Annotated in this window: 14 protein-coding genes; 9 read left to right on the plus strand and 5 right to left on the minus strand. The window is 49.0% G+C overall.

Annotated features, from left to right (window positions below; translation table 11 throughout):
• The coding region (locus tag Q320_RS19360; RefSeq protein ID WP_035853395.1) for a TolC family outer membrane protein at positions 1–1809 on the plus strand (1809 nt) is incomplete at its 5' end.
• Between the two features lie 244 nt (positions 1810–2053).
• Here the strand turns inward: Q320_RS19360 and Q320_RS0109700 are convergent.
• The 4 genes from Q320_RS0109700 to phoB all read right to left on the minus strand — a co-directional run bounded on the left by Q320_RS0109700 (position 2054) and on the right by phoB (position 6305).
• On the minus strand, positions 2054–2680 hold the full coding sequence (locus Q320_RS0109700; RefSeq protein WP_027468831.1) for a nucleotide-binding protein: 627 nt from the start codon (positions 2678–2680) through the stop codon (positions 2054–2056).
• Positions 2681–2947: 267 nt separating this feature from the next.
• Complete coding sequence (tal, locus tag Q320_RS0109705) at positions 2948–4030, minus strand: transaldolase (RefSeq protein ID WP_027468832.1); 1083 nt, start codon at positions 4028–4030, stop codon at positions 2948–2950.
• Between the two features lie 235 nt (positions 4031–4265).
• Positions 4266–5552, minus strand: coding sequence for a phosphate regulon sensor histidine kinase PhoR (phoR, locus tag Q320_RS0109710; protein ID WP_027468833.1), 1287 nt, complete (start codon positions 5550–5552; stop codon positions 4266–4268).
• Between the two features lie 66 nt (positions 5553–5618).
• A complete protein-coding gene (gene phoB, locus Q320_RS0109715; RefSeq protein ID WP_027468834.1) occupies positions 5619–6305 on the minus strand; it encodes a phosphate regulon transcriptional regulator PhoB in 687 nt (228 codons plus the stop codon).
• A gap of 223 nt (positions 6306–6528) precedes the next feature.
• Between phoB and Q320_RS0109720 the strand changes: the two genes are divergently transcribed.
• The 8 genes from Q320_RS0109720 (at position 6529) to Q320_RS0109755 (ending at position 15933) form a co-directional block, all read left to right on the plus strand.
• A complete protein-coding gene (locus Q320_RS0109720; RefSeq protein ID WP_027468835.1) occupies positions 6529–6906 on the plus strand; it encodes a gamma-butyrobetaine hydroxylase family protein in 378 nt (125 codons plus the stop codon).
• 103 nt (positions 6907–7009) lie between these two features.
• A complete protein-coding gene (gene ubiE / locus Q320_RS0109725) occupies positions 7010–7753 on the plus strand; it encodes a bifunctional demethylmenaquinone methyltransferase/2-methoxy-6-polyprenyl-1,4-benzoquinol methylase UbiE (RefSeq protein ID WP_027468836.1) in 744 nt (247 codons plus the stop codon).
• An 88-nt stretch (positions 7754–7841) separates the two neighbouring features.
• Complete coding sequence (locus Q320_RS0109730) at positions 7842–8399, plus strand: ubiquinone biosynthesis accessory factor UbiJ (RefSeq protein WP_027468837.1); 558 nt, start codon at positions 7842–7844, stop codon at positions 8397–8399.
• 176 nt (positions 8400–8575) lie between these two features.
• Positions 8576–10105, plus strand: coding sequence for a ubiquinone biosynthesis regulatory protein kinase UbiB (gene ubiB, locus Q320_RS0109735; RefSeq protein WP_027468838.1), 1530 nt, complete (start codon positions 8576–8578; stop codon positions 10103–10105).
• Between the two features lie 167 nt (positions 10106–10272).
• A complete protein-coding gene (locus Q320_RS19365; RefSeq protein ID WP_051534644.1) occupies positions 10273–10875 on the plus strand; it encodes a lipid-binding SYLF domain-containing protein in 603 nt (200 codons plus the stop codon).
• A gap of 195 nt (positions 10876–11070) precedes the next feature.
• The gene (locus Q320_RS19370) at positions 11071–12378 is read left to right on the plus strand and encodes a TolC family outer membrane protein (protein ID WP_035853398.1); all 1308 of its coding nucleotides are present in this window, start codon (positions 11071–11073) and stop codon (positions 12376–12378) included.
• A 59-nt stretch (positions 12379–12437) separates the two neighbouring features.
• Positions 12438–14612, plus strand: coding sequence for a type I secretion system permease/ATPase (locus Q320_RS0109750; protein ID WP_027468839.1), 2175 nt, complete (start codon positions 12438–12440; stop codon positions 14610–14612).
• On the plus strand, positions 14599–15933 hold the full coding sequence (locus Q320_RS0109755) for an HlyD family type I secretion periplasmic adaptor subunit (protein ID WP_027468840.1): 1335 nt from the start codon (positions 14599–14601) through the stop codon (positions 15931–15933). The genes Q320_RS0109750 and Q320_RS0109755 overlap by 14 nt, the downstream gene beginning before the upstream one ends.
• A gap of 114 nt (positions 15934–16047) precedes the next feature.
• Here the strand turns inward: Q320_RS0109755 and Q320_RS22125 are convergent.
• Positions 16048–18294, minus strand: a 2247-nt coding sequence (locus Q320_RS22125; RefSeq protein WP_027468841.1) for a type I secretion C-terminal target domain-containing protein, incomplete at its 5' end; no start/stop codon positions are given.

Here is an 18294-nt window from a genome sequence, read left to right on the forward strand (position 1 = left end):
AAACCACTCGCACTATTGCTGCTCGCCTGCGGTAGCACGGCCACTTTTGCCGCATCTAATCTACGCGATGCCGTGGAACAAACCGTTTTACGCAATCCCGAAGTCCGTGCCAAGTGGCTCAATTTCCGCGCTGCGGGCAATGAGCAAGACGTTGCGCGTGGTAACTATTATCCAAAAATCGATTTGCAAGGCTATGCGGGCGTTGAGCGCCAAGATTATCCAAATACCAATACCGGCACTTTTAACCATCCCGGCGTATCGCTGGAATTGCGTCAAATGTTGTTCGACGGCTTTGCCACCTCCGAAGAAGTGCGCCGTCTAGGTTATGGCAAACTCACCCGTTATTACGATTTACTCGCCGCCAGTGATGCCGCAGCGCTGGAAACCACCAATGCGTATTTGGATGTGCTGCGTTATCGCAAGCTGGTGCAGCTCGCCAGCGAAAACTACGCCATTCACCAAGAAACCTTTAATCAAATTCAAGAACGCGTGACTGCGGGTGTCGGCCGCCGCGTTGATTTGGAAACCGCATCGGGTCGTTTGGCTTTGGCCGAATCGAACTGGTTAACCGAATCATCGAATTTGCACGATGTGTCAGCGCGCTATGAGCGCCTGACTGGCGCACTGCCCGCCGCCGAAATGAGTAATGCACCGGACTTTTCGACAAAAACCGCGAAAGATTTGGCCACGCTCAAAGAGCAAATGACACAAAATCCGGCCTTCCGTGCGTCGATTTACAATATTCGCGCTGCGCGTGCTGATGCACAAACCAAGAAAAGCAGTTTTTATCCGCAACTTGAATTGCGCGCCAGCCAAGGTTATGACAACAATCGCGACAATATCGACGGCAGCTATAAAGACGGAAAAATTCAGCTCGTCATGAATTACAACCTGTTCCGCGGTGGAAGCGATACTGCGCGCGCCAGCCAATATGCTGAATTGCTCAATATCGCCCAAGAACTACGCGATAAAACCTGCCGCGATATTCGCCAAACCACACAAATCGCGTGGAATGATACTTATCGCCTGCGAGAACAACTCAAATACCTCGATCAACACGTGCTGTCGACCGAAAAAGCCCGCGATGCCTTCCGTAAACAATTCGACATCGGCCAACGCTCGCTACTGGACGTGCTCGATACTGAAAACGAACTCTTCGAAGCCAAACGCGCTTTGGTTCGCGCCGAATACGATCATCAACTCTCTTACGCACGGGTGTTGATGCAATCGCATGAATTGCTTGCTGCTTTGCAGATTTCGCCGCTCGAAAACACCTCGCCCGACAATGATCTGGGCGACAATTTGGCCGAAGATGAAAAAATCAGCTGCTCAGGCGCTTTGATCGCGGCCGTTCCACTGGATCGCGCCGCTGCTGTAGCAGCGCGCCCACCGCGTAGCGCTGAATCTCTAGCTCCAACGCCAGCGACACCCGTTTCCACTACGCCCACTGCAACGTGCGACAAAACCGTGACTGAGTTTGTTGAAAACTGGCGCACGCAATGGTCTAGCAAGAAAGCCGATGAGTATTTAGCGCTTTACAGCAGTCAGTTTGACGTGGGTGCTGGCCGCACACGCGCCGATTGGGAAGCCAAACGCCGTGCTCGTGTGAACAAAGAAGGCGATATCAGCCTGAAGTTTGAAAACTTTAGCTGCGCCAATGTCAGCAAAGACCGTGCCGACGTGACGTTCAAGCAAAACTACAGCTCGCAAAACTACCAAGACGTAGTCGAAAAAACCTTGGAATTGGTGAGCGAGGGCGGCAAATGGAAAATCAAACGCGAACGCGTCACCAGCGGCCGCGCTGAATAATTAATTCGCAATCTCAATCCACAAAGCAACAGCCCGTTTTATGACGGGCTGTTTTTTTATTTACCGAGATTACAAAAGTCAAAAATGGGGTCCACGAAAGGCACGAAAGAGGGCTAAAAGCATTATTTGCTTTCAAGAAACAGATTTTTGTTTCTTGAAAAAACCAGCATCGAAGCTGTTAAAACGCTAATTGAATAATTTTTGGTTTTTTTCGTGCCTTTCGTGTTTTTCGTGGACAGTTGTTTTAGCGCACATGCAGCCAATCAATCAGCGGCTGCCATTCTTCGCGGTCGCGCTCGGTTTTGGAGTGGGGCAGATCAAACAAGGTCATGCCGCGTTGGATGGTTTGATTGTAAAGCTGAGTGTCGCGTAAGCTGGTCAGCAAAGGTAAATCATAGCGACTCAGAAATTCGGGCAATTGCTGCGCTGCTTGCGTACGCGAATTCACGCGCATGCCGACGACGCCAATTTTCACGTCATCGTGGCGCACGGCTTTCATTTCGGCCAGCTCGGTAAAGAAATCAGCGCAAGCCCATAGATCAAATGCTGACGGCAATACCGGCACAATCACATGATCGACTTTATTAATGACGTGTTTGAGTTTTTTGCCGCTAAAGCAGGCTGGCGTATCAAGAATCGCGACCTGACACCCTTTGGGTGGTCGTGCAATCAGATCGTCGCCGATGTCCCAGCGATGAATGAAAGGCAGCGTGTTGGGGCGCAAATCGAGCCAGTGGTGGCTGGAGTGCTGTTTATCTAGGTCGCCGAGCATAACGGCATCGTCTTGCCAGGCAAACCATGTCGCTAAATGGGTAGAAAGAGTGGATTTACCGCTGCCGCCTTTGGGATTGGCGATTAATATTTTACGCATTACAAAAGCTCGTCTTTCGAAATCAGCAAAGATTATCGCAGGTTTCCTGTGGGTGAATGTGAAAGTTTGATTAAATTATTGCAAAATTGTGAAAGAACCGAGAAATATTTGTGTCATCAATGACGTGGATTTGTATATCGAAGGTATAGCTCGCTAGTCATTATTTTATTTAGCTTGCAGCGATATACATCGCTTAGGTGGTTTTTGAAGCAAGGCAATAAAAAACCCCGCCTTCGTGGCGGGGTTGTGGGCATGCAAGTTCGCAGCTTATTTAGTGAGGTCGAGTAATTTCACAAAGGCTTCATCAAATTGTTTCAAGCCTTCTTGCTGCAATTGTTCGCCAGCCAGATTGTAGTTAATGCCCAAATTACGCACTGCAACTAAAGTTGCAACGGCGTCTTGAGCGCCAGTTTCTAGCGTCGCCGCTGCTTGGCCGTGGTCGCGGAATAGCGCCAATGTTGCATCTGGAACGGTATTCACAGTTTCTGGTCCGATCAATTGCTCAACATACATCACATCGCTATAGGCTTTGTTTTTCGTGCCGGTCGATGCCCACAATAGACGCTGTGGATGCGCGCCTAGCGCTTTGAGTGCGGCAAAACGGTTGCCGTGGAACAATGGTTTGTAATGCTGTTGGTAAGCAACTTTAACAAATGACAGCGCCACTTTACCGCGCAAAGCCAATGCTTCCGGTGTACCGATGGCTTCCAATTGTGGATCGATCAAGCTATCCACGCGTGACAGGAATACCGAGGCCACCGCGTGCACGTGATCGACTGGCAAGCCTGCTGCCGCACGTGCTTCTAGGCCACGGATGTAGGCCGTTAGGATATTGTCGACGTGGGTCAGATTGAACATCAAAGTCACATTGACGTTGATACCCGAAGTAATCAGTTCTTCAAACGCAATCACGCCAGCAGGTGTAGCAGGCACTTTAATCATGACGTTTGGACGGTTGATTGCAGCCCAAAGACGTTTTGCATTGTCGATCGTGCCTTGCGCATCGTTCGCTAGCGTTGGTGAAACTTCCAAGCTCACATAGCCATCAACGCCTTTAGTCGTGTCGTAGATAGAACGCGTTAAATCGCAAGTGGCTTGAATGTCTGGAATCACCAAGGCTTCGTAGCGTTGTTCAGCAGTGAGGTCTTGTTTTTTGAGTTCAGCTAGATCGCCCGTGTAGAGCGGATCAGAAGAGATCGATTTGTAGAAAATCGCTGGATTAGAAGTCACACCTGCAATCGCGTCTTCTTCGAGGATTTTTGCCAACTCGCCCGAAGCAATGATTCCACGCGAAAGATTGTCTAACCAAATACTTTGACCGAAAGGTTTAATTGCCGCAATTTTGCTCATAGTTCATACGCCTGTGTGAGTGGGTAATAATGATCTTGGGGCATTATGGATCAACATCAAGAGTACAGGTTTGTGTTTGAACAAACAGTTCGGTTTTCTGCACGAGTTCCGAGGCAGATTTACCAACAAAAACAAGATCACGAAAAACACGAAAATAAATCAAAAATCACGAACCTTTTCGTGCCTTTTGCCTTTGCTTCCTTTCGTGTCTTTCGTGATCCTCAGATTTTGACTTTTATTCCAAAATCCGTGGCGCTGGGAATTTGACGGCAAACTCGGTGCCTTCGCCCAGACGAGATTCCACAGCCATGATCGCTTGGTGGCGGTGCAGAATGTGTTTCACAATCGCCAATCCCAAACCCGTACCGCCGGTATTGCGCGAACGGCCACGATCAACGCGGTAAAAACGCTCAGTTAGCCGCGGTACGTGTTCAGGCGCGATACCAATCCCAGTGTCTTTGACGATAAAGCACACTTCGTCGCCGCGCATTTGCCAAGCCAACGAAATCTTTCCGCCAGCGGGCGTGTAGCGCACCGCGTTCGAAACCAAATTACCCAGTGCCGAATGCAGCTCATCGTGATTGCCAATTAAGCGCTGGCGATCAATCGCGGCAATGCTAATGCTATGGCGACCTTGCGATAGGCCTTCCGCTTCGATGCGTAGCAATTGTAAAAGCTGCGGAATATCGACTTCTTCTTCTTTAAGCTGCTGGCCATTTTCCAGCCGCGATAGCGTGAGCAAATCATCGACCAAACGCTGCATACGCTGCGTTTGCTCGTACATGAGTTGCATATGTTGTTCGCGCGTTTTTTGATCGATGCCGGGCATATCAATCATCGTTTCAATAAACCCGCCGACTACGGTGAGCGGAGTGCGTAATTCGTGCGACACATTGGCGACAAAATCTCTATGCACGGTTTGTACGCGGTCGAGCTGCGTAATATCGCGACTGAGCAGGAGCTTGCGCGTTGAATCAAACGGTACCATTTGTACTGACAGCACTTGTTCTTGCGGGCGCATCGTTCGCAGTGTGACCGGATGGCTGAAATCTTGTTCTTTTAAATATTCGCGCAGTGCAGGGTGGCGCAATAGATTGGTGATTTGCTGACCCGAATCGGTTTTACGGTTTAAGCCCAAATGAATTTGGCTGGCCGGATTGCACCATTCGATGCGATCAAATTCATCTAGAATCACGACGCCATCAGGCAGCGCTTCGGCGGCAGATAGGAAACGATCTAGCGTATTGGCAAGTCTATCTTTGGACTTTTTCTGCGTACGAACTTGTTCATACAGTTGGTCAAACACGTCTTGCCACAGCATAAAGCTGCCGGGTACGGTATCCATATTCGGATGTTTGAGCCACGTATTGAGGCGATTTAAATTAATTAAATGATAAGTTGTTGCCATCGCGAGCATGGCAAGGGCAAAAATAAACCCAATGGTGGCATTGCTCATTGCGCCGATAAAGAGCGCGATCAGAGCAACGATGGAATAAAACAGAAATGAGCGCAGCCAGAACATGAAACGGCCTTTGGTGAGGCTAAAAAATTCCCTACTGTGCCTTGGCGCCAGCAGGGTTACAGCGGATTAATTCACTGATAAACGATAGCCAGAGCCACGAATCGTTTGAATCAAATTATCGTGGCCGGTGCCTTCGAGTGACGAGCGTAGGCGGCGGATATGCACGTCGACGGTACGTTCTTCAACAAACACATGATCGCCCCACACTTGATCGAGGAGGTGTGCACGTGAATGTACGCGTTCTGGATGCGTCATAAAAAAGTGCAGCAAGCGAAACTCAGTCGGGCCTAAATCGAGCGGCTGGGTATTACCAAATACGCGATGCGTAATTGGATCTAAGCGCAGGCCTTTGATTTCGACCGGATCATCAGTCACTTGTGGTGCACGGCGACGCAGTACGGCTTTAATCCGCGCTTGCAATTCGCGCGGACTAAACGGTTTGGTGATGTAATCATCAGCGCCGGTTTCAAGGCCAATTATTTTGTCTTGTTCATCCGAGCGAGCGGTGAGCATGATCAGCGGGATCGCACGAGTGCGCTCGTCGGCACGTAGCTTCTTGGCAAAATCAATGCCCGTCATGCCCGGAAGCATCCAATCCAATAAAATCAGATCGGGTAAAGCATTGCGAACCACACTGCTGGCCGCTTCGGCGGAGTCGGCACGAATCACGTGGTGACCCGCTTGGGAAAGGTTAAATGCAATCAGCTCTTGAATCGCTGGTTCGTCTTCAACCAATAGTATTGTTGCGGCCATGGAGTGTTCCTCGCGGAAAAAGTTCAATTAAATTTGTTGCGAGAATAAGGCTTTAATGTGAACTTAGTATTACAAGTCTACAGCGTTGCGATATATATTTTCAAATGCTGTAAACAAATGTGACTTGAATCTCTGGCTGTGCTACTCCATTTCCCGAGGCGAGGCTGCGAAGCAGGTGCAAAGCAGGGTATTATGTTGGCAATTCCCCTTGTGAGTCTCTTTCATGGCTGGTTTACTGCCCACCACCCCGCAGCCGACAGAAATCAAGCTGCATCAAATGTCCAAAATTCTAGAAATTGCCTACGCCGATGGTGCGCAGTTTAAGCTGCCTTGCGAATACCTGCGCGTATCCAGCCCATCTGCCGAAGTACGCGGGCATGGTGCGGGCAATGAAACACTGCAAGTGGGCAAAGCAGGCGTGAATATTAAAGCGATTGAGCCAGTTGGTAACTATGCGGTGAAGCTCGTATTTGATGACGGCCATGATTCTGGCTTGTTTTCATGGGAATACCTCTACGAATTAGGTCGTGATTACGATGTATTGTGGGCCAAATATTTAGCACAAATTGCTGCCGCTGGCGCATCACGCGAAGCGAAATAATTTTAAGGGTATTTTTCTGTAGCCATTCATGAATGAGCCTTGCAGTTAAATACCCCATGTATTTAATTATGATTTAGTCTCAAATCAAGAAAAGGTGATTTGTATGAGCGAACAAGATCCAGCAACGCATTTCGGTTTTAAAACCGTTAACGAATCAGAAAAAGCGCAAAAAGTTGCCGAAGTCTTTCATTCGGTCGCGCAAAAATATGACGTGATGAATGACTTAATGTCGGGCGGTTTGCACCGCGTTTGGAAGTTTTTTACGATTGAAACCAGCGGCGCAAAAGCTGGTGACAAAATTCTGGATATCGCGGGCGGCACGGGTGATTTATCCAAAGCATTTGCCAAAAAAGTCGGCAAAACCGGCCAAGTTTGGCTGACGGATATTAATAGCTCGATGCTCGGTGTTGGTCGTGATCGCTTGATGGATCAAGGTTTTGCTTTGCCCGTCGCGCAATGCGATGCTGAAAAACTACCGTTTCCAGACAATTATTTCAATATTGTCTCGGTCGCGTTTGGTCTGCGCAATATGACGCATAAAGACGCAGCGCTCAAAGAAATGCACCGTGTATTAAAGCCGGGTGGCCGTTTATTGGTGCTGGAATTCTCAAAAGTTTGGGCACCGCTCAAACCTGCTTATGATATTTATTCGTTCAAATTGCTGCCATTTATGGGCAAATTGGTCGCCAATGACGCCGATTCTTATCAATATCTGGCCGAGTCGATTCGTATGCATCCAGATCAAGAGACGCTAAAGCAAATGATGCTAGACGCCGGATTTGGCCGTGCTGATTTTCATAACTTGACCGGCGGCGTGGTGGCTTTGCATAAAGGGACGAAGTTCTAATACTTAGGTATAAGAATGTAGTGCTTGTTTAATAAGCGCTGCATTCAGATACATCTATTTAAATGCTTGCTTGTGATGAGGTTTTCCGATGTGGCTGGCTGGAATTTTGAATCATTTATTGGTACAAGCACCGGCGCTGCAGCAGGAATTAGCAGCGCTGTGCGGGCGAACTTTGCGTTTGGAGCTGCCGGTCGCAAGTGCGACCTTGGTGGTGACTGAGAGCGGTTTGCTGGCTGAATCGCACGCCGAAGCAGAAGCGATTTTGCAAATGCCGGCGCGATTTTTTGTCACGCGCTTTGCGGATCGGCAAGCGGCATCGCGGCAGGTGCGAATCAGTGGTGATGCTGAATTAGCAGGCAAAGCAGGCAATGTATTGGCGGGTTTGCAATGGGATGCGGCGGAAGATTTGTCTTTGCTGTTGGGCGATATTCTGGCGCATCGTGTGAGCCGAGTGGCAACTAGCTTGGTGAGTGCGCCCAAAGAAATGGGCGAACGTATGGCGTTGACGGTGGTGGAATATATGCGGGATGAACGTAAAATCTTGCCGCAAAAGCAGCACGTCGCTGCATTTTGCGATGACGTCGATGCGCTGCGCGATGATATAGCCCGTTTAGAAAAACGCCTGCAGCGCTTAGAGCGAGTTTAAAAGTGCTGCGCATTCCGTGATCACGGCTCGGGCGGTGCTCGGCATCCTCATGTACAAATGTTCCTGCGCTCCGGCCTCTCCGCGCTGACGGGCGCTCGCTACTTTTAAAATGCACTTTATATAAAACGACCATGCCGTTTACCCGGCGCGTGCCTCGGTTTTTTTCGGAAACTTTGATGTCTTTATCCCGTTTTATTAAAATTGCCTATGTCGTGGTGCACTTTGGCTTGGATGAATTTTTGCTCGGCCACGAGCGCGTCCGCGGTCTGCGTTCGCTACTCAATACCTTGCTGTTCTGGCGCAAACTCGATCAGCCGCGTGCGGTGCGCCTGCGTTTGGCACTCGAATCGCTAGGGCCGATTTTCGTTAAATTTGGTCAAGTGTTGTCGACGCGGCGCGATTTGATGCCAACTGATATCGCGGACGAATTGGCGCAATTGCAAGACAACGTGCCGCCATTTGATTCACAAATCGCCATCAATCAGATCGAGAAAAGTCTAGGTAAGTCGATTGCCGAGTTATTTGTCGAGTTCGAGCCAATTCCAGTTGCGTCGGCCTCCGTCGCGCAAGTTCATAGAGCGCGGCTGCATGCGGTCAATGGCAAGGCGGGGCAGGCGGTCGCTGTTAAAGTCTTGCGCCCCGGCATTTTGCCGGTCATTGAAAGCGATTTAGCTTTATTAAAAACACTAGCGGCTTGTGTGGAAAAGCTGTTTGCCGACGGCAAACGCTTGCGGCCGCGTGAGGTAGTGGCCGAGTTTGACCGTTACTTGCACGACGAGCTGGATATGATGCACGAGGCAGCGAACGCCAGCCAATTGCGCCGCAATTTCTTGAACTCGGAGCAATTGATCGTTCCCGAAGTCTATTACGACTTTTGCGCGCGCGAAGTGTTGGTCATGGAATGGATGGATGGCATTCCGATTGGCCGGATTGCCGAGCTCAAAGCCGCGGGAATGGATTTAAAAAAGCTATCGAAATTTGGTGTGGAGATCTTTTTTACCCAAGTCTTTCGCCATGGTTTTTTCCACGCTGATATGCATCCGGGCAATATTTTCGTTGCCCCAGACAATAGGTATATCGCGCTAGACTTTGGTATTGTTGGCACGCTGAGCGATACGGATAAGCAGTATCTAGCAATCAATTTCTTGGCGTTTTTTAACCGCGATTATCATCGTGTCGCCACCGCGCATATTGAAAGCGGTTGGGTGCCCAAAGACACGAGAGTGGAAGAGCTGGAAGCGGCTGTGCGTACCGTGTGCGAACCCTTCTTTAATAAGCCGCTGAGCCAAATTTCTTTTGGTTTTGTGTTGCTGCGTTTGTTTGAAACTTCACGCCGTTTCAATGTTGAAATTCAGCCGCAGTTGGTATTGTTGCAAAAAACTTTGCTGAATATCGAAGGGCTAGGGCGGCAGCTTGATCCTGATTTGGATCTGTGGCAAACCGCGATGCCGTTTTTGCAACGCTGGATGAATGAGCAAATCGGTTGGCGCGGCCTGATCAATACGTTGAAGCACGAAGCGCCGCAGTGGGCGACACTGCTGCCGACTTTGCCACGTAAACTCAATGAAGTACTCAATCAAAACCACACTGAGTTGTTGCTTGCGGGTTATAAAGGCCTGATGTGGGAGCAGAAAAAACGCAATTTATGGTTGGGATTGATTGCGTTGTTATTGGCTGGATTGTTAGCGACTTTATGGTGGCGATAGGGGCTAAAGCTTAGGTTTTCTAGCCGCGCAGCGTCGCTTGATTATTTTTACAGAATTATTAAGCAAGTCCCATAATAATTTAATTATTAATTACATCGCTTACGTTTTGCATTGCTGTTATACCTAGTGTTCTGTCTTTGAAGACAAAACCTTAGGGGTTATTGATTATGCGTACAAAATTGATTGTTTCTGCATTTGCTTTCATTCTTGCTGCAAGTCCATTTGCGCTGGCGCAAGAAGGCCCAAAAGGCCAATCGACGACGAATCAAGTTAAAGAAACCCCTGAGCAGCAACGTGCAGCGATTCAAAAGCATGTGCAAGAAACGCTCAGCAAAATTTATCAGCTCAACCCAGAAGCTAAGGAGCACATTGCAAAAGCGCCGGGTTATGCCGTGTTTAAAACGGGTGGCGTGCAAGTTTTGCTATTGGGTGCTGGCGCTGGCGATGGTTTGGCCATTTCGGGTGATAAGCAAACGTATATGAAGATGGTGCAGGGCAAGGCTGGCCTTGGCGTTGGGGTTAAAGATACACGACAAGTGTTTGTGTTCTCTACGCAAGCAGCTTATGAGCAATTCGTAAATAAAGGTTGGACAGGTACGGCTGAAGCCGCCGCAGCGGCCAAAACCGACACGAAAGGCAAGGCAATATCCGGTGCGAAATATTTGGGGAAAGGCGTTTATCTTTATGAGCTGACCGATGCAGGTCTTGTTGCCGAAGCAACAGTCGTTGGTTCGAAATACTATAAAGATGCAAAGTTAAATAAAAAATAAGCTTGTAAATTTAAAAAAGCCACTTGGATCTTCAAGTGGCTTTTTTCTTGGCTGTAAGTTTAATTACAGCGACCGTCGGTCGCGGAAATGCTTGTTCTTTATGTCGGCATGGTCTTTAGTATCGTAATAAGACAGCCAGAAAGATGTCAAGAAATAGGTTGTGCAGGGAGTTGTTCGACATAGGAGTTTCATAGAATGAATAAACATTATTTGTTTGCTGCGATGTTGGCGGCTTTTTCATCCATGCTCTATGCAGAGCCACTGCCGACCGTCGTTGAAGGATTATTGCAAAATAGCCCTGATATTCTGATTGAATCAGCCAATCGCAAAGCCAGCAATTATGCAGTTGAGCAAGCCAAAGCGGGCTATTTCCCACAAATCGATATGTCTGCTGGTGCAGGTCGTGAATATTTAAAAGACCTCGCTACGCGCAACGCGTTTGGCTCGGGTAAAAGCTACAACCGGCAAGATGCCGAAGCTCAATTGGTGCAGATGTTATTTGATGGCCAAGGGGTCGCCAGTGAAGTGGCACGGCAACGCGCACGGCAATTGGGCGCAGCCCATCGACTCGCTAGCACTTCGGAAGATACCGCATTGCGTACCACCGAGGCGTATTTGAATGTGTTACTTGCGCAAGACGTGATGAAGCTGACGCAAGCTAATCTGGCTGCGCATGAAAGCACGGCAGAGCAGGTGAAATTAAGAACCTCCGGTGGTTTTGGTCGAAAATCGGACGATGAGCAAATCAATGCGCGGGTTGCATTGGCTAAAGCCAATTTAGCTGCCGCGCAATCAGCGCTTAATGAAGCCCAAATTGCCTACATGCGCTATGTAGGGGCTGAGCCTCGCGATTTATTGCTCCCCGAAGCGCCGATGGCGCTGCCAACGAGCGCAAATGAAGTCGGTGATTGGGCTGTTGCTAATAACCGTATATTGCAAGCGGCCAAGGCTGATGTTGAAGGTGCACAGGCGCAATTGGGTATTGCCAAATCACAAATGTTTCCACGCGTTAATTTAGAGGCAGGCGCTTCATACTATAACGCCTTGGATGGCACGACAGTAGAAAGCACCACTCGTGCGTATGGGATGTTACGAGTGCATTACTCATTCAAAAGTGGCGCGGATAAACAGCGTGTGGCTGAAACGACCGAGCTATCGTATGCCGCGCAAGAGCTTGCACGGCGCGTAGAACGACAAGTCAGACAGAATGCTAGCTTATCGTGGAACTCAATGACGATTGCCAGCGAGCGAATTCCAGAGTTAACTAAATATGCAGAATCGAGCAAATTAGCGCGTGATGAATACAGTAAGCAATTTTCTTTGGGTCAACGCTCACTGCTCGATTTATTGGATGGTGAAAATGAATACTTTACTGCGAGTCGTGATTTAGCTAATGGCAAAATGGATGAATTACGCGCTCGGTTTAGATTGCTGGCCGATGGCAATCAATTACTTAAAACTCTAGGGGTCGAACCTTTAGCTGGCACGATATTACCGGAGTAAGCGAATACAGAGGGGCATTGCCCCTCTTTTTCTGAATCGTCTTTTTACGGGATCATGATGTGAATACCAATTCCTCAGAGTCTGTCCCTCATGAATCGGCGATGCCCCATGAGGCTTTTGTACCGAATGATCCACTCACCACCTGCCTGATTCAACTCACCCGTTATTACCACCGACCTTTTTCTGCGCAGACGCTGACCAGTGGCTTGCCCCTCATCGGCAATCGGCTCAGTGCCGTGTTGTTTTCACGCGCAGCAGCAAGAGCGGGGCTCAATGCCCGCTTGCAACGCCGCCAGTTGGACGATATTCCTGAGCTAGCTTTGCCTATCGTCATTTTGCTAAAAGATGGCGGGGCCTGTGTCGCGATTGAGCGTCATGGTTCGCGTTGGCGTATTTTAGAAGCCGAATCCTCGGGCGGCGTGCAAGAGATTGAATCTGAACGGCTTGAATCTTTGTTCTGTGGTTTTGTGATTTTTGTGAAACCAAGCTTTCAGTTTGATGCTCGCACGCATAAAGCACATGTGCCGAAAGCGCAGCATTGGTTCTGGAGTAGTTTGCAGCTCTGTTATCCGATGTATGGGCATGTATTACTCGCAGCGTGCTTGATTAATTTATTCGCGTTGGCTTTGCCGCTGTTCACGATGAATGTGTATGACCGCGTGGTGCCCAATCAGATTTATGACACTTTGTGGGTGTTGGCGATTGGCGTCACGCTGCTGCTGATTTTTGATTTTCTGATTAAAGCGCTGCGCGCGTATTACATCGATTTGGCGGGGAAACGCATCGACGTGATGTTATCCGCACAAATTTTTGAGCATGTATTGGGCTTAAAAGTCGCTTCTCGCCCAGCATCGGTCGGTGCGATGGTGAGTCATTTTCAAGAATTTGAAGGTTTTCGCGATTTCATTACCTCTGCCACGATCACCGTCATCGTGGATATTCCCTTCGTGGTGCTGTTTTTATTAGTGATTTATTGGGTGGGCGGCTGGCTAGTATTGGTACCCTTGATTTGTATTCCATTGATTGTGATCTTTAGTTTGATTTTGCAGCGGCCTCTGGGTGAAATTATTCAGCAAAGTTTTCGGGTTTCAGCGCAAAAGCAAGCCAGCTTAATTGAAACTTTGGGTGGCATCGACACATTAAAAGCCAGTACCGCTGAAAGCAGCGCGCAGCGGCGCTGGGAAAAAATCATCGGCGAATTTGGCGCTTTAGCCGTGCGCTCACGTGGTCTCTCTTCGCTGATTGTGATTCAAGCTGGATTTTTGCAGCAGTTTGCTACGGTGGCGATGGTGGTGGGCGGCGTGTATTTGATCGGCTTGCATGAGTTATCGGTCGGCGGATTGATTGCGTGCAATCTGCTGTTGGGACGAACTTTAACGCCTTTCTCACAAGTGGCGAGTTTGATTAGTCGCTATCACCAAGCACGTGCAGGACTGAAAGGCATGGAGCAGGTGATGGAATTGCCGATTGAGCGCCCAGCTGGGCAGGATTTTGTGCATCGAAATGATTTTCGCGGTGAGATTGAATTTAGAAATGTCAGTTTTTCTTATCCGGGCGAAGATGTTTTGGCGCTGGATAATATTTCATTTCATATCTCGCCCGGTGAGCGGGTCGGCATTATTGGCCGGATTGGTTCGGGGAAAAGCACGATAGAAAAAATGATCCTCGGTTTTCAAGTGCCCAGCATCGGTGCCGTGTGGGTAGATGGCGTGGATTTACGTCAAATTGATCCGGCGCAGCTGCGGCACAATATTGGCTATGTGCCGGAAGATGTGTTCTTATTTTTTGGTTCAGTCAAAGACAATATCGTGCTCTCTGCGCCCTATGTGGATGATGCGGTGATGCTCGAGGCTGCGGAAATATCAGGGGTCAGCGAGTTTGTAAATCGCCATCCGAAAGGCTTTGATATGCCTGTTGGCGAGCGCGGCGCGGGTTTGTCGGGCGGCCAAAAACAAACCATTGCGATTGCGCGGGCTTTATTACTTAATCCACCGATTTATGTGTTTGACGAAGTTTCGAGTGCTTTAGATAACCGCAGTGAAGAACAATTTAAACAACGTTTTGCCAGCCGCCTCAATCACAATCACACTTTGCTCTTGATTACGCATCGCATGTCGATGCTGACTTTGGTCGATCGATTAATGGTTTTGGATGGTGGGCGCTTGATTGCTGATGGCCCCAAAGCCGATGTACTGACGATGCTGGCCGGAGGAAAGCTCCATGCTAGCAAATAAAAAAATAAAACGTGCCGATTTACACTTTCTGAGTGATGGTGCCGCAGCAATTTATGGTGAGTCGACTTTACTTGCCAATGCCGTGCTCTATGCCAGCTTAACTTTAATGCTGGTATTGATTATCTGGGCCGTTTTTGCCGAAATTGATCAAGTTACGGTGGCCGAAGGTAAAGTGATTCCATCCAGTCAAATTCAAGTCATACAAAATTTAGAGGGCGGTATCGTTGCTCAAATTCCCGTTAAAGTCGGGCAAATCGTGAAAAAAGGACAGGTATTGATGAAGCTAGATGAGAAGCGATTCTCATCTTCATTGGGTGAAAGCACGGTTAAACACGATGCGTTGACTGCTAAAATGGTGCGTTTGAGCGCCGAAGCTAATGGCACGGCATTTGAGCCTCCCGCCGAATTAGTAAAAAGCAATCCGCAGGTGGTTGAAGCTGAGCGGCTACTGTTTGCCTCGCGCAAACGCGAGCTTGAATCTTCGGTGGCGATTTTGCAAAGTGAAGCCGCGCAGCGTGGCCATGAAATTGAAGGTATGCGGGCGAAAGTTGCCAAACTAGAAGCAGGCTTAAAGCTCGCGAATGAAGAATACGTGATGAGTAAACCTTTAGCCGAAAAAAACGTCATTTCGCAAATCGATTTTATGCATTTGCAGCGACAAATTAGCGATTTGAAAGGGGAGATCAACGAAGCTCGACTATCAATTCCACGGCTGCAAAGTAGCCTAGCAGAAACCAATGGCAAAGTTGCGGGCGTTTATGCCAAAGCACGCGCGGATGCGGGCAACGAATTATCTCTAGTGAAAGCTGAGCTGGATGCAACCGCCGCAACGACGGTCGCACTCAGTGATCGCTTTGATCGAACGACGATACGCGCGCCACTCGATGGCGTGGTGAAACTGATTAAAGTCAATACCGTAGGTGGTGTATTGCAGCCTGGAATGGACGTGATGGAGATTGTGCCACTCGAAGACAATCTACTGATCGAGGCAAAAGTTCGTCCTTCCGATATTGGTTTTTTGCGGCCAGGGCAGCAGGCGATGGTGAAATTTTCCGCCTATGATTTTTCGATTTATGGCGGCTTAGTCGCCGACGTGGAAACGATCACCGCCGACTCGGTGACCGATGAAGCGAAAAAAGAAAGCTTCTATTTAGTTCGAGTTCGCACGCAAACTAATCATCTGGGTGACGATCAACGTCCGCTCGCGATTATTCCCGGCATGCTGTCTACGGTACATATACGCACTGGCAAAAAAACCGTGATGCAATATCTAATGAAGCCGATTGTGAAAGCGCGAGATGAAGCGATGCGGGAGCGCTGATTGCATGGGTATTTTATACTAGGCTTTATTTAAAAAGAGCTGGGTGGCAATACCTTGTTTATTTTTAGACATAAAAATACCCAGCATCTGCTGGGTATTTTTCTTGGGCTCGGCTTAATGGTGCGTTTGAATTTCACCATTGGCCAGTAGCGTGTTGAGCAAAGTCGTTGGATCAGTGCCTACGCCAGTGAGTGTGGCGACTTGGACCGCTGCGCCGCTACCTGTGCCATCCGCATCAAACCAGACTTGAGTGTCGCTGCCACTGTGGACTAATTTGAGGAAAGTGCCCTCGTTAGTACCACTGTAGAACGTCGCTTCAGATACGTTTGCACCGCTGAGTAGATCGGTGATGTCGAGTACATCGCCTGTGACAACGCCGCCGACTTTCGCAGAAACGGTGAAGTTATTGATCGTATCAAGGCCATTGTCTGCGGCTTTGGAGAATGCAAACACATCCATTCCGCCATCACCGTTCAGGATGTCATTGCCTTTGCCGCCGTGGAAGATGTCATTGCCAAGGCCACCGTTGAGCGTATCAACACCGTCACCGCCGTACAGAACATCGTCGCCAGCGCCGCCATTTAGTGTGTCGTTGTCGCCTTTGCCATCTAGCCTGTCGTGCCCAGCGCCGCCATTCAGCGTATTTACGCTACTGTCACCATCGATTTTTTGGTTCGCCGTATCGACGGGTTGGGTGATGGTGAGGCTGAGTGTTTTACTGACCGTATCGCCATCGTTATCGACCAGTGTGAAGGGCAGGCTTTCAGTCATTGATCCGCTGGTCACAACAGGGCCAGTGTAAGTGCCAAGCCCAGTGTCGAGGTCGATGCTGAGCACGCCGCCATTAAAGGCGCCTGAGTCACCGACTTTGGTATTCACTGTCAGCAGATGGCTAACGCTATTGTAGCTATAGGTGGCATTGCTTACTGTTGCGCCACCAAAGCTGTAGACCACACCGTCCACCGTGATGCTGGCAATATGCCCGCCATCGGCACCAAATCCGCCGCCATCCAGTAAGTTAATGTTGAGTACGGGTTTGACGGTCGCTGCGAGCTCTGCGCTTAGCGTGCTGGCATCAGTGATTTGTTTTGCGCCGCGTGTATCGCTATTGGGTGTCACTGCACCGTTGTAATCAATCGGTTGCAGGGCGGTCAAACTGCTGCCTGCACCAATACCAAAGGCGAAGGAGTTGATGTTATTAACATCAACAAAGTTTTGCCAATTGTTGGTTTCGGTTCCTGCTGTAATACCTCCACCATTGTTGGGCGCGCCATCAGATAGGAAGTAGCTGATGTTTTGCACGCCGCTACCGCTGAGTTTGCCCGCATCGTTGTAATGTGCGGTAACTTGCGCCAAGGCTTTATCATAGTCTGTTGAACCATTGGCGCTGAGGCTGCTAATCAGATCTTTAGCGGCAGCAACATTAAGCCAAGTATTGGTTCCCATGACGTAGGAATCAGTTGAGAACGGTACTAGCATCACTCTTACATCGCCCAGCGCATCGTATTTATCGATTAGCGTATTGAGCGCGGCGATGGTTAAGGTCAATCTATCACCAGACATACTGCCCGAAACATCGATGGTGAGCTGCAGATTGGTTTGCATGGCTTGACTAGCACTGCTTAAGCTGATGTCTTTGGCGACAGGCATATCGTCTTCAATGCTGATGGCCAAATTGGCGGTGCTAGAGGCCGTATTATTATCAGTGACTTTGATGCCAACATTAAAGCTGCGCACGTCTTCATAGCTATTGAGAGCATGGTCAATTGGTTTGAATAATTCGACGGTGTATTTCCAGTCATTGGCAATGAGTGGCGTTGATGCATCAAGCGCAATATTGATGGTGATGACTGTATTGGCAGGTGTGTTGCTACCAACAAAACCGGTCAATGTATATTTATCAGCGCTGACTGCCCATTGCACAGGGACACCGCCTGATGTAAAGGCCGGAGCCAATACACCCGGATCTAACAGTGCAACGCTGAGCGTATCGCCAGTATCTGGATCGCCAACAGTAAAGCTGCCCTGTGCGGTTTTTGGATTGCCTGCGGCATCGGCAGGGTCAGGGTTTGTAGGGTGATTCAGAAGGACATTATCAATTTGTGCATTGCTGAGAGCTTCTTCTGAAACAATCGCGCTACCACTGCCTTGGTTAAAGGTAATGGTGGGTGTGTCATTGGTGCCAGTGATGGTAAAGGTTACATCCTGCGTGGCGCTGTCCGCTAAACCATCGTTCACTTTCACTTGATAGGTGATGGTCAGAGTTTGACCCGCACGTAAGAAGTCCAGATCAGCAGCTGCCGGATCATAGGTGTAGCCAATCGCGGTTGCATTGCCGCCATTCGAGCTTTGGGTCAGTGG

This window comes from Deefgea rivuli DSM 18356, from assembly GCF_000620145.1.
Lineage (GTDB): Bacteria > Pseudomonadota > Gammaproteobacteria > Burkholderiales > Chitinibacteraceae > Deefgea > Deefgea rivuli.

Bases quoted from the DNA above. Each gene is read 5' to 3' on its own strand.
- Q320_RS0109700 (WP_027468831.1), bottom strand. From the start codon at position 2,680: ATGCGTAAAATATTAATCGCCAATCCCAAAGGCGGCAGCGGTAAATCC.
- tal (WP_027468832.1), bottom strand. From the start codon at position 4,030: ATGAGCAAAATTGCGGCAATTAAACCTTTCGGTCAAAGTATTTGGTTA.
- phoR (WP_027468833.1), bottom strand. From the start codon at position 5,552: ATGTTCTGGCTGCGCTCATTTCTGTTTTATTCCATCGTTGCTCTGATC.
- phoB (WP_027468834.1), bottom strand. From the start codon at position 6,305: ATGGCCGCAACAATACTATTGGTTGAAGACGAACCAGCGATTCAAGAG.
- Q320_RS0109720 (WP_027468835.1), top strand. From the start codon at position 6,529: ATGGCTGGTTTACTGCCCACCACCCCGCAGCCGACAGAAATCAAGCTG.
- ubiE (WP_027468836.1), top strand. From the start codon at position 7,010: ATGAGCGAACAAGATCCAGCAACGCATTTCGGTTTTAAAACCGTTAAC.
- Q320_RS0109730 (WP_027468837.1), top strand. From the start codon at position 7,842: ATGTGGCTGGCTGGAATTTTGAATCATTTATTGGTACAAGCACCGGCG.
- ubiB (WP_027468838.1), top strand. From the start codon at position 8,576: ATGTCTTTATCCCGTTTTATTAAAATTGCCTATGTCGTGGTGCACTTT.
- Q320_RS19365 (WP_051534644.1), top strand. From the start codon at position 10,273: ATGCGTACAAAATTGATTGTTTCTGCATTTGCTTTCATTCTTGCTGCA.
- Q320_RS19370 (WP_035853398.1), top strand. From the start codon at position 11,071: ATGAATAAACATTATTTGTTTGCTGCGATGTTGGCGGCTTTTTCATCC.
- Q320_RS0109755 (WP_027468840.1), top strand. From the start codon at position 14,599: ATGCTAGCAAATAAAAAAATAAAACGTGCCGATTTACACTTTCTGAGT.